This window comes from Dyadobacter sp. BE31 (genome assembly GCF_031457695.1).
In the GTDB taxonomy this organism is placed as follows: domain Bacteria; phylum Bacteroidota; class Bacteroidia; order Cytophagales; family Spirosomataceae; genus Dyadobacter.
Map to the genome: position 1 here is coordinate 365,851 of NZ_JAVDXA010000002.1, position 12,292 is coordinate 378,142.

Here is a 12,292-nt window from a genome sequence, read left to right on the forward strand (position 1 = left end):
GGGTTTTTGGGGTTAACATAAAAGCTCTTCCAGACGGGAACGACTACCGGTTGGTAGCTCCTGTCAAATGCGCTCATTTAGAGTGAAATATAGGTTGAAACAAATGTAGAAAACAAAATGTGTGCGCACACACTCTAAAATTAAAATTCCTGCATTTTATCAATTTGAAAGAAAATTTTACTGGAAAATAAAAATGAAGTACTTCATTTTACTGATCAGGGCTTTTCCGATATAATCAGTAACCAACCCTGGCCTTTTGTAACCGGAATAGACTGTGCAGCAGTGAAATTGGCTGCCGGCTGGAAGTTGACGATCTCCGGCGCGGTGATCTGTGCTTTCTGCGGATCGATACCCAGTTTTTTCCAATCGATATTCAGGTGGAAACTGGTGTCGCCTTCTGCCCAGCTGGCAATGGAGATGAGCGCGCGCTTGTCCTGCACGTAGCTGGTGGTAAGCACCTGCGCATGGTCGGTTCTGACCGGGTTGGCATCGGTCCAGTAGCCCAGCATTTTGCTGCCCTGCATCCCGAACGCATCCCACACTTTCCAGATCGCACGCGCATCGCTGCCTTCTTTCCAGGGCATCCGGTTGGTCATACCGTAAATGAGGCCCCGCCAGGGGTTACCGCCGTTTTCGAGCATTTCGCCCATCAGGCCGAAAGGGATGCCGGAAACTTCGGTCATGAAGAAATCCGGGTTATTTTGCTCATAATCAAAGTATTCACCAAACCACAGCCTGTTCAGGTAGGGGAAATGCTCCATGTACAGGTTCGCGCTGTTGTTGAACCCGTCGTTCTTGTTGTACTGGTTGGCCGAATGAAGGTCGATGTAGCCCGGGTGGCCGTCGCGGGTGAGTACGCGCTTGACACGCTTCATGGTAGTGCGGTCGAAAGCTACGTCGTCGAGATAAATGCCGTCGATTCCCACGTTTTGCGTCAGCCAGTTCATGCCTTCCACATAGTAGTTATGCCAGCGGCTCATACCCGAGTTGACAACCGCAGCATCCTTGATTTCAGGTACATACCAGGCCGCAATGTAATCGTCGCCCAAATGCTCCTGCAACCAGGCGTAACCCAATCCTTTGCCCGGCGAGAAGATCTCGTGGCCGAGGCTTCGCAGCGGGAAGAGTTCGTAAGCGCTGTTGGATAGCTCGCGTACGGTATTGTAGATCTTTACCTGCAAACCATCCTGATGGGCCTTGTCGATATACGCCTTCATGGCTTTATGCTCGATGAACGGGTAATTGATATACGGGTTAATAGGCGTCGCGTGGTGGATATTGACGATCGTCGCACCTTTGGCTTTAATCGAGTCGGGATCGTTGTAACGGTGGTAGAACCGTGTTTTCCATTGCGCATCGGTATCCAGCGCGTGGAATGGCGTAATGAGCAGCGTAAAATTGTAATGCAGGCTTTCCCCCTTTTTCATGGTACGGGCGCCGCTGTAATTCCGGACAAGCACCTGTCCGTCACGTTCCGATATCCGGATGCCTCCTTTGCTGGTATTGCCCCATGAAGTGGGCAGCAGAAGGGGCTTTTGAAGGTAGAAATTGGTATTCAGCGGGCGCACATAATGCTCGTCGCGCAGGGAGAAGTTGAGCCCGGCGTTGACGTCGCCGATCCACGCGCCATCCTGGTTTTTGGTAGCCACTTCCCATTTCCAATCGTAGGAAGCGGGGCGTTTGCCGCCTTTGAGGTTGAGCCCCATCATGTAGCGGGCGGCATCGGGGTTCATGGGAATATCCATGTAAATGTCGTCCAGCTCGGTGTCCGAAAGTGCCGTTACCTGGACATCATAGGCTACAAAACCGTCGAACTCAATGTGCCCCTTCACGTCCATACGCAGGTGTGCGGACGTACCCGAGGCCGTCCAGGCCACCGTTCCAGGGGCTTGTTCGGTAAAGCGGACGCCCTGGTCTGCCCATTTTTCAATGCTTCCGCCTTTGGCCGTCGCCACAAACCGGAAGGGCGCTTTCAACACATCTTTCGGCGTGGTCGAAAGGGCGGTCATTTCCGGTGTAAAATAGGTTTCAATGCGCTCCGGCAGCCCGCTGCTGCCAATGGTAAACCGGCGGCCCAAAAGCGAAACCGTATTGCCTTGCCGCTGCAACGGCAGGTAGGGGCTGATTACCTCGTTCTGTTGCGCCATGGTGGAATTGAGCCACGCCAGTCGGGTCTGCTTTTGCGGCTCGCTGATCCCCTTGTCGGCCAGCGCAGGGCCGCCGATTTGCAGGGTAATAGCAATAGCCGTTTCAGGGGCATTGGCGGCAGTTACGTAAACCTTGCCCGTGTAGGCGCCCGCAGGGATGTTCGCGGGGATGTCGGCCAGGCACCAAAGCGCCTGTACTTTACCTTTGGCGACCGCTACCTGCTTTTTGACCGGTTGCGCATCCCAGCCGGTACCGTCGGTATTGAGGCAGGAGAATGCTTTCGCAGGAATAATGGCCGCGTTGCCGTGCTTTAAGTCGGAAAAGCGGATGCGCACATTATCGAGTGATAACGATGTAGGGTATACGCCAAGCTGAAAAGTATAATTTTCACCGGGATGGGCCTGGTCACGGAATGGACGGTTGGCGCCTTTCGTGATCCATCGCTGCGGCAGGTCGTCGGTCATGCGGATGGCGTGCATCCGGTCTTCGGGAAACACGAGGTACTTCCGCGAAGCATTTGCCGCCACCAGTTTTTTGATTTCCACCGATTTCGCAATGACCTCCATCGGGTAGGGGCTGCTCATTTCGTTGACGGCTTCTATATGCCGCACTTTTGCCGGTGCCGCATTTTGGAGGTTGCTCAGCCAGGTCGTGGTGGCAGTGTTGCTTCGTTTCAGGTAGTTAGCTGTCGGGTAATTGGCCCGCCCCTGGACTTTGTAAGGCAAATAGTAAACATAATAGGTCCCCGCGCCCGATACCGGTTCGAAAATAATCTCGCCCGATTCGCGGCTGATATGATCTGTTTTGACATTCAAAACCCGGCGGCTGGTCGCGCTGTCTACCACAATCACCTCGCTGTCGGTATGCCCGTCGCGGCGGCGCCAGTCGATCACCGCCCTTGCGGCGGCTGCTTTCTGCTTCACATCTACTACGGCTCGGATGTTCCCCAGCGAGTCGGGGTTCCATGAATTGCTGCCGGAAACATAAGGAAGTTCCTGCGCAACGGACGGGCGGAACGAGACCAGGGAGATGAAAAGAAGCGGTAGGGTCAGTTTCATAAATACGAAACTACCAAATAAAAGTGTGTGCGTACACACTTTTATAAAATTTTAATTTTGTTGATTTACATAAGGGCAATTATCGGTTACAAATTAACCGGCTGCTTGTACTGCCTGCCGGTCAGACGAGCTTTTCCGCCGTATTCTTCACGTCTTCTTCCAGGTAGTACCGGAGGTTTTCGAGCGTGATGATGTCCAGCGGCAGGAACTTCGTTTTGGATACGGCTTTACGAAACACGAGGAAGTCGGCCAGTTGCCGGATACCGAGGTAGCCCTGCCGCTCCGGGTTCTGGTTGATCAGGAAACCGATGCTGCCTTTTTCGAGGTAATGCAGGTTGGCGGGTACCAGGTCGTAGCCGATAATGCGGATATCGCCCAGCTGCCTCCGTTCGAGCTCCGCCGCAACCAGGTGCGCTTTGGAAGTCGTGACGAAAATATGCCGGAGATCGGCGATGCCATCGACCGCTTCGGCGAGCCTGTTGTTGAAACTTTCGGTGTCAGAACTGTCGAGTTCGATCGTAGTAATGCCGAAAGCATCCTGCTGCTGGCTGAAATAGTCGCGCAGGCCTTCCTCTTTTTTAAGCAAGTGGGCCGCATTGTCGATTTTCTCGTCGATATGCACGATCAGGATCGAACAAGGCTCCGATTGGCCGTAATGCATGAGTTTGCCGGCGAGCTTGCCGCTCTGATACGAATCCTGCCCAATGTAGCTCAATGGCCCGTGGTCGGATATCTCCGTGTTGAAAAGCACAAAGGGAACCGAAGTATCATGCCATTGTGCGAGGAAGGGCAGTACCTCGTGGTAGAAGATCGGCGAGAGGAAAATACCATCCGGACGCGTGGCCGTCAGCTCCTCCGCCTTTTTGATAAAATCATTGGCATCGTAGGGATTGAAAATGAATTGCCGCACCGAAACACCGAACTGTTTCAGCTCAACGACGGCCTTTTCAATGCCCGTTTTAGGAGCCAGCCAATACGAATCGACCTGATGATCCGGAATCAGCGCAGCAAACCGGTACTGCTTTTTTGAGCCGAGTGCGCGCGCCATCAGGTTAGGCTCGTAGTTACTCTCGTCGATGATTTTCTGAATGCGGATCCTGACTTTTTCCGCCACTTTTCCGCGGTTATGAATGACGCGGTCTACCGTGCCGGGGGATACTTTGGCTTTAAGGGCAATGTCTTTGATTCGTATTGTCTTTTGGTCCATGAAGTTAGATGCGGTTTATCAATCCCATAAAAGGGGAGGAGGCTGTAATATTACTTGTAAAAACGTATCTTACGAAACCTAAATCAAAATCCGGATCAATATGCTTCCCGACAACAATGGTTTTTTCCTGAATCCACGTCCTGCTCAGCGGAGTGGTCTCCGCGAGGCGATTAAAAAACAGGTAATGGCCGAATATGGCCACGAACTTGACAAGGCGATTGGCTGGCGAAAACAGCTGGTCAGATGGAAGCTGAATGCCCTTGCGGAAATCAGGTATCGGGATATTCTTTTCATGGGCGGCGCCACAGGCAAGCGTTAGCCCGGAAATCAGGAAATTCATGGCGGACCAAAACATTCAGGCTGAGTGGGCTAAATTCGGTCATCTGTTTAGGAGGGAGGAAATTCCGGCGAAAACGGTGCTGCTCGAAGAAGGAGAGGTTGCCAGGAAGGTCTACTTTATCGAAAAGGGCTGCCTCCGGCTTTCTTTCAACAAGGACGGAAAAGACATTACTTTTCAATTTTTCTTTGAAGGAGAGGGCATTTCTTCGGCCGAAAGCTTCCGCTACGGCCAGCCCAGCCTGTATGCGATCGAAAGCCTCGAACCATGCGTGCTTCACACGCTCACCAAAAAGGATTATTCTGAGATTATCGGGGGCTCGCCGTTGATCCGCGAAGCAATGGAAGAGCAAACGCACCAGCGATTGCTGTACGTTGAAAAACTGTTTCTTTCCAGGATTAAAAACAGCCCTGAGGAAAGGTACCATGAGCTGCTGGAACAATATCCGCAGATACTTCAAAGGGTTCCCCAGCATTACATAGCCTCCTTCCTGGGCGTTACTTCCGTGTCGTTGAGCCGCATCCGGAACCGCCGGTAGCGTTTATTAACAATTGTTATCGTCTGCCGGACGCATGGTGCCGAATTTTGTCATGTTATCAGTTTCACATTCAAAATTCGACAGTCATGCAGCCATTCAAAATTCAGATCTCTGCCCAGGAAGTTGATTACCTCAAACAAAGACTTGCCAATGCCCGTTGGACCACCCCGGCTATTCAAAATGGATGGGAAAAGGGTGTTCCGGTCGATTACCTGAAACAAGCTGCCGACTATTGGCAGCACCGGTTCGACTGGAAGCAACAAGAAGCGCATTTGAATCAATACCCGCATTTCATAACCGAAATCGAAGGGCAGAACATCCACTACCTGCACATCAGGTCGGCCAGGGCAAATGCGGTGCCTTTAATGCTAATCCACGGCTGGCCGGGATCATTCGCCGACTTTACACGAATCATCGAGCCGTTAACAAATCCTGAGGATCCCGAACAAATCGCATTTGACCTGGTTATCCCCTCCATTCCGGGCTTTGGGTTTTCGGTGCCCGTCAAAGTGCAGGGTTACAATATGTTCAAGATCGCGACGACATTCGCCACTTTGATGAACAGGCTCGGTTACGAGAAATTCGCTGTGCATGGCGGCGATATGGGCGCAGGCATCGCGGGAATTATGTCGGGCGTAGCTGCGTATAACCTCATAGGAACACACATCAATTCGGACTTTTTTGCCGTCGCCGGGTTAGGGATGTTCCCTGCGGACGATTCGTCGTTCACGGACGCGGAAAAGGCTGTGCTCGAACGCATGAAACGCTACAAAAAGGAGGGTACCGCCTACCTCGAAATTCAGGCGACCAGACCTGACACGATCGGCATTGCCTTGTCGGACAGCCCGGTAGGCCAGCTCGCCTGGATGGTTGAAAAGTATAAGGAATGGACCGACCATGACAAAGACCTGCCCGAAGATGCCATTGGGATGGATCTCATGCTGACAAATGTTTCTTTATACTGGTTCAACCAGCTGGGTGCGTCGAGCGCAGCCATTCTGTCTGAAAACATGAGCATGGCCTTTGACTGGGGCGGCACCCAGGAAGCCAGTCAGTGGGCGCCGCCGAAGGTGCCGTCCGCCATGGCTTGTTTTGGTAAAAAAGAAGAAGAAAGCCTGCTGAAAAAACTGACCTCGTTCATGGGCGAACCCGACAGGTGGTCTTTTTATGAAAGCGGGTGCCATTTCCCGGCCATGGAAGTGCCTGATTTGCTGGTGGAGGATATCCGGCAATTCTTCGCCGCTATCCTCCGGTCTTCCATTTAGCAGGGTCGGCTCCCGCCGAAGGTGCCCGTTCAGAACAGGCGGTCGAGCGCATATTGTCCGCCGCCGGAGATCAGCAGGGACAGGCAAAGGCCGATGACCAGCAAATGGTATTCAAAACCTTCCCCGGCCTGGTTGCCATACCAATTCATAAAGAAACCATGCTGGCCGCTTGTCGTCCAGACGGCCCCGATCATGACGATGGCGAGCGCCGTCGCCCAGAGCCTTGTGCCGAAGCCGAGAAGAAGGCTTATTGGCCCGACAAACTCGATGATAATGACGAGGAATGCGACGGGCGACGGCAGTTTCATCGACTCCGTAAAGAAACTCATCGTGGCCTTAAATCCGTAGCCGCCGAAAATTCCCAGCATTTTCTGGGCGCCGTGCGGGAGCATGACCAATGCGAGCGTCAGGCGCAGCAAAAGGCCCGACCAGTCGGTGTTTGTGTAAGCAATGCTTTGATCCATCTATTGTTGAATTTAGTTTCACAAAACAAGGCCGGGAAAAAGCGTAAACTCTTAAGGTAGATTAAGAATTGGGTTGCGTTAAAAATGCATGAGCATTTCACGGCGGCGCATCGAACTGAGGAATTCGGGGGTGACTCCGAGGTAGGAGGCAATGTCTTTCTGGGCGATCCGGTTTTGCAGGCCGGGGTATTTCGCTTGAAATTGCTGGTAACGTTCATCGGCCTTGCTGGCGAGGTTTTGGGTAACCCTGCGCTGCAATGCGATGTAAGCCGTTTGATACATGAGCCGGTTGAATTTCTCGAACTGAGGGACACGGTCCAGCAACAGATCCATATTCGCCCGGCTGACTTTCAGTACCTCAGTGTCCTCAGTTGCCTGAATGGAATAAAATGCGCCCGATTGGAGGGCAAAACTTTCGAGATCGAACGCCCACCAGTTTTCAGGGGCAAATTTCACGACGTGTTCCGAGCCGGCAGGGTCCAGGTAGGAGACTTTCAAACAGCCGGAGACCACGAATGACTGATACCTGCACACCTCGCCTGCCTGCAAGAGATATTCCCTTCGGCGGAGCTTCTGCCCTTGTAACAGCGACAGAAAAAAATCTGTTTCGACCGGGTCAAGCCGGATGGATTCGGCCAGGTTTTGAAGAATGAGCTGCGATTGCATGTCGTTTCGCTGGTGATTATTTCAAGACACTTTCCCGGCTCTTCCTCACAAAATCGGACGGCGTGGTTCCTTCCAGCTTTTTGAATGCCTGGTTGAAGGTCGCCTTGGAGTTGAAACCGCATTCCAGCGCGATGCCCAGTAGGGATAAATGCTGGTTGGATGGATCGAGTGCCTGGATTTTGAATTCCTGTAACCGGTATTGATTGACAAATTCGAAAAAATTTACGCCAAATGCCGTATTTATTACCTGTGAAAGCTGATGTCGGGGGATATCCAGGCGTGCCGCCAGCTCGACGAGCGTTAGATTATTGTCCAGGTAAGGCTTTTCGGAGTGCATCAGGGTTGTGATTCTTTGGGCGATGTCGTCGCTGAGCGCATCGGAAAGGCTGCTTTTCGCATATTTGATCGCCGGTTCCGCCTCATGTGCAGGATGCGCCTGCGGGGGCGCAGGAACGGGCGTCAGGGCAGTTTTTTCGTGAAGCAGCTTGAATGCGATCCAGTAAACAAGTACCACCACCAGCAGGAAATGCGCCGGGTAAATGCTCTCGAGGTAGGCGAGCCGGTACTTCCGGGCGTAAAATGTGACCACCGAAAAGAGCATGACCGACAGCACGATCCAAAGGAATTCTTTCAGCCAATGGACGTCGATCAGCTCGCTGTTTGAAAAGTGGTCGGTACGTTTGCGGAGGTTGCGGTAGAACGTCGCCAACGCACCCACGACGAAACCCACGTGCAGGTAGTTGGTGAGGGTATTCATCCGGCCAAAATCCTGTTGCGCGACAAGCCGTGGGTCGGAAAGGTAAGCCAGTTTGTCGGCCGCCGGTAAGGCGAAATAGGGGAGTAGTATCAGGAAGTAAACCGCGAAAGGCAGGAGCGACAGCCATTGCCGGCAATGGAGCCTGAAATCGGGATCGGTAATGCTTTGCGTCAGCAGCAGGATGAGCGGGCCGTACAGAAGCGGCAACAGCCACGACAGCCTGCTGAAATGCGGATACGCGAGAAACAGATCCTTGACGTCCAGGCAGATCAGGAAAAGGTGGCTCATCAGCACCAGAATGAGTGCGGCGAGGATCCGGTTGGCGATCTGATTGGACGGTTTTCGCAGCAGCATAAGGGCAAGAAACCCGCCCTGAATGATACCTGAAAGAAGTATGGCTGTGATCAAAACAGGAACGTGAATGCGCTAAACAGGTACATAAAAGAGGTATGAACTTGTCGGGAAGGACGACGCCCGCCTCGTTTTTAGCCAAAATTGCGGAAAATTTTAAAATGAAACTTCGTACACTACTCACTGCCCTCCTGCAACTGGCTATATACTTAGCAACCGGTGCACAATCTTTGCCTGATAGAAAATATCCCGCCGCCGCGCTGCTGTCCGACCTGGAAATGATCCAGTCGGCGGTGGTAACTCTTCACCCCGGTTTCGGGCGTTTCGGGCCGCGCGAAGAAGTCCTGCATGCGCTCGATTCGGTGAGAAATGTGATCAAACGCAGCGACTCAACTTCCTTCATTTCTTTTTACAGGATGGTGAACCCGGCCCTGACGAAGATCCGCTGCGGGCACACCAAGTTGTTCCCGCCCATGAAAGGGTTTCCATGCTATTTTTTTACAGATAACCTTATTCCCGTAATTGTGCGTTTCGATAACAGCGGACGGCTGCTGGTGACACGGTCGGGGTACCCGGAGGCTGTGGGGAAATATGTGAAGGGTATTAACGGGCAACCCATCGAATCGGTGTTGAATGCCTTGCGAGCGCAATTGTTTGTCGATGCACACGTGCAAACTTCCGCCGATGCGCAAATCCAGCAATATTTCAGTGCCTGGTATGCCGATTTCGTTCAGCTGGCCCGTGGCCCGTTTGCAGTCGTACTGGCCAACGATCACGGGGCGGAAACGACCATCGCAATGGCAGGCATCGGTACCGACGCCTGGCAGGTGCTGAACCAGAACACCTCTTATCTGACCGGTCACAATCACCTGAGCTTCCCCTCGGACACGGTGGCGCGGCTGCGGATCGCAACATTTTATCCGCAGCAGGGCGACAGGTATTTCCGGCGGTTCCTGGATTCGGCCTTCGTGCAGATCGGCAGCCGCAAAGTACAGCGGCTCATCATTGACGTGAGGGGAAATGAAGGAGGTAACGATGCATTGGGGAAGCATCTGTACGCGCACATCGCCCGAAACGATTTCCGGTATTACGATCGCATTGAAGTGAAAGTGAAACGCAAAAAGGATGTGCCCGGCCGGGGGAACGTATACTTGCCGCGGTTCATCGGGCTGGCCAGGTGGTTTATCAGGAAAGACGCCGAGGGGCACTTGTTATTTAAAAAACACCAGAATCTCGGCACCCATCGCCCTCACCGGCAGGCATATACCGGAAATGTTACATTTCTGATGGACGGGCTGAGCTACTCTGTCACATCGGAGTTTCTGGCAGTCGCCCGGAGTGAGAGCCGGGGCGTGTTCATGGGGGAGGAATCGGGTGGCGCCTACCAGGGCGACAACAGCGGCACATTCGCGATTTACAAGCTGCCCGTTACCGGGCTGGATCTGGGCATTCCGCTTGCCGGCTACTACATGACCGTCAAACCCGAATCCGGGGCTTCCCGAGGGATCATGCCCGATGTCGTCGTGAGACCATCGCGGGAGGACCTGCTTTCGGGCCGCGACCCGGCCGACGCATTGCTTGCCAAGTGAATTTTTATCCAATCACCATAAATCAGCCATGAAAATCAAAGTTTTAATTGCGGCGTCACTGACGCTGCTGGCCGCGCATTTGCCCGCGCAGGCGCAGGACACCTTGCAGTACAAGCTCCGGCTTACCGTCCCGCTGGTGGACTATCCGCAGCTCGCCAACCTCCCGCAGCGCTACGTGTCGATGGACCAGTCCCTCGAATATGCGCGGGGTATGTATGAGCTTTCCTTCTGGGGGATCGACGCCCTGGGCAATGTCATCGTACGCCCGAAGTCGCCTGGGAAAAAGATCTGGAATGGTATTCTCAAATACGGTATGACGCTCGGCTTTTCGCGTTTTGCGAGCGAGCTGCCCATCCCGCTTGGGGAATGGGCGCACGAGGAGTTTCACCGGACGGTGCTGGGCGTGAACGGAATCGCCTCCAAAAACGGCAACTGGTTTCCAAACCGGTGGGACGGGACGGTTTACGGGATTACCGATGCCGCTCTGTCGGCTTTGAAGCAAACGAACCCGAACGCGCTGCTATATGCTTATACTGCCGGCGTGCAATCGGAAGTACTGCTTAATAAACGCATCGTAGTAGAGGATTTTTACAAAAAGCGGACATTGCCCAAAGGGGCATTGGTGCTCTACAATGCCTGGTATGTGCACAACTATTTCCGGTTTTCGACCAGCCCCGGGAGCGATTCGGCCAAAGTATGGTCGCCGGCATTCGAAAGCCCGCTGGAAACGGAGCGTGATTTTGCCGGCGCTGATCTGACAGCCTGGGCTTATGATATGTTCAGCCCGGAAACCGCATTTACCGAACGGACGAGGTTCAAGGGCGGCGAAGGTGTCAACAGGCGGGTAGGGTTTTCGGAGCTGAGTAAGGAGGCCCAAACCTTTCTGCTCAGGCAAAAAAAGCTCTCACTGCTCAACTACCTCAATCCTGCAATATTGATGATCAACAGGATCCGATTGGGGCGGGGCGTTGCTTTCAGCTTCTTTACGCAGTATGCGCCTACCCATTTCGGGAATAGCATTTCGCTGATCGTACCTGTGCAGGCAGGCAGCCGCGACCTGTTATTCGGCGCGCATCGCTACAACAACCGCGACCACGGATACTACGGCATTGAACTGGGCGTAGCCAACCACCGCCTCGCCGATAAATGGTACGCCGACCTCACGCTGCAAGGCTGGCAGCAGCCCGAATCGTTTTTGAAACAGGAACATCTGACGGGCGGAGCAGCTCACGCCAGGCTGTTCCATGCCATCGGCAAGGGGCTTTCGGCCTATGTAGCATTCAATGGCAAAACCAGAGGATGGGAGATGGGCAGCCCCTATCTGGCCGCTAACCTGTCGGCCCAGTTCGGAATGCGGGTAGAAGCGCATTAAAAGATCCCGCCCGATGCAGGCGGGATCTGATGGAGAATGCCGTTGAACAGCGTTATTGGACCTGGATTACCACTTTTTCTTTGCCCTGCATCACCAGCTTGACCTCATATTCGATAAACCCCTGATCTTTGTCGTAAATAATGCGCAGGCGGTCGGGTTGGCGGCCCAGCTCGGACAGCCACCGGGCGTAAAGCTGGGCGAATGCTTGCTTATGGGTGATCTGCATTTCCGACAACGATTCCTTCGCTGCCAGGTAGCTTCTGAAATCGTCCTGGGTCTTGCTGTCTTTGGAGTTAGGGTTATTGGTAAGGTCCATTACCAACGTTCCCTTCCACGGCGAATGTTGCCGGATGGACAGGTAAAGCCGCTTGAATAAAAGACTGGTGAGAGGTTTCTGTGAGTTGATTTTAGCGTGCCCGAGCGGGGTTTTTCCCAGTATCGGAACAATGGCGAGGGTGTTCATAAATGGCGGATACGAGTGCTGTATGTGATGATTTGGGGATTAATTTGTTCAAAACAAATGCGCTGCAAATAACTAAC

General features: G+C 53.3%; 11 protein-coding genes. 5 read left to right on the forward strand and 6 right to left on the reverse strand.

Annotated elements, in window-relative coordinates:
- Positions 1 to 215 precede the first annotated feature (215 nt).
- Positions 216 to 3,206, reverse strand: a complete 2,991-nt coding sequence (locus tag J2Y43_RS10420; RefSeq protein WP_309982128.1) for a glycoside hydrolase domain-containing protein — start codon at positions 3,204 to 3,206, stop codon at positions 216 to 218.
- Between the two features lie 121 nt (positions 3,207 to 3,327).
- Positions 3,328 to 4,413, reverse strand: coding sequence for a substrate-binding domain-containing protein (locus J2Y43_RS10425; RefSeq protein ID WP_309982129.1), 1,086 nt, complete (start codon positions 4,411 to 4,413; stop codon positions 3,328 to 3,330).
- A gap of 100 nt (positions 4,414 to 4,513) precedes the next feature.
- Between J2Y43_RS10425 and J2Y43_RS10430 the strand changes: the two genes are divergently transcribed.
- The 3 genes from J2Y43_RS10430 to J2Y43_RS10440 all read left to right on the forward strand — a co-directional run bounded on the left by J2Y43_RS10430 (position 4,514) and on the right by J2Y43_RS10440 (position 6,553).
- On the forward strand, positions 4,514 to 4,732 hold the full coding sequence (locus J2Y43_RS10430) for a hypothetical protein (RefSeq protein WP_309982130.1): 219 nt from the start codon (positions 4,514 to 4,516) through the stop codon (positions 4,730 to 4,732).
- A gap of 19 nt (positions 4,733 to 4,751) precedes the next feature.
- Positions 4,752 to 5,288, forward strand: coding sequence for a Crp/Fnr family transcriptional regulator (locus tag J2Y43_RS10435; RefSeq protein WP_309982131.1), 537 nt, complete (start codon positions 4,752 to 4,754; stop codon positions 5,286 to 5,288).
- 86 nt (positions 5,289 to 5,374) lie between these two features.
- Complete coding sequence (locus J2Y43_RS10440; RefSeq protein ID WP_309982132.1) at positions 5,375 to 6,553, forward strand: epoxide hydrolase; 1,179 nt, start codon at positions 5,375 to 5,377, stop codon at positions 6,551 to 6,553.
- 29 nt (positions 6,554 to 6,582) lie between these two features.
- On the opposite strand, the gene J2Y43_RS10445 is transcribed toward J2Y43_RS10440, so the two are convergent.
- From J2Y43_RS10445 to J2Y43_RS10455, 3 genes are all read right to left on the reverse strand, one after another.
- Positions 6,583 to 7,017: a DoxX family protein gene (locus tag J2Y43_RS10445; RefSeq protein ID WP_309982133.1), complete on the reverse strand. Its 435-nt coding sequence runs from the start codon at positions 7,015 to 7,017 to the stop codon at positions 6,583 to 6,585.
- Positions 7,018 to 7,095: 78 nt separating this feature from the next.
- Entirely contained in the window at positions 7,096 to 7,683 is a 588-nt protein-coding gene (locus J2Y43_RS10450; protein WP_309982134.1) for a Crp/Fnr family transcriptional regulator, read from the reverse strand.
- Positions 7,684 to 7,699: 16 nt separating this feature from the next.
- A complete protein-coding gene (locus tag J2Y43_RS10455; protein ID WP_309982135.1) occupies positions 7,700 to 8,848 on the reverse strand; it encodes a helix-turn-helix domain-containing protein in 1,149 nt (382 codons plus the stop codon).
- 104 nt (positions 8,849 to 8,952) lie between these two features.
- On the opposite strand from J2Y43_RS10455, the gene J2Y43_RS10460 reads away from it, so the two are divergent.
- Positions 8,953 to 10,380 carry a S41 family peptidase gene (locus J2Y43_RS10460; protein ID WP_309982136.1) on the forward strand — a complete coding sequence of 476 codons (1,428 nt, stop codon included), beginning with the start codon at positions 8,953 to 8,955 and terminating at the stop codon, positions 10,378 to 10,380.
- 28 nt (positions 10,381 to 10,408) lie between these two features.
- Positions 10,409 to 11,752: a hypothetical protein gene (locus J2Y43_RS10465; protein ID WP_309982137.1), complete on the forward strand. Its 1,344-nt coding sequence runs from the start codon at positions 10,409 to 10,411 to the stop codon at positions 11,750 to 11,752.
- Positions 11,753 to 11,804: 52 nt separating this feature from the next.
- On the opposite strand, the gene J2Y43_RS10470 is transcribed toward J2Y43_RS10465, so the two are convergent.
- Complete coding sequence (locus J2Y43_RS10470; RefSeq protein ID WP_309982138.1) at positions 11,805 to 12,215, reverse strand: hypothetical protein; 411 nt, start codon at positions 12,213 to 12,215, stop codon at positions 11,805 to 11,807.
- Positions 12,216 to 12,292 lie beyond the last annotated feature (77 nt).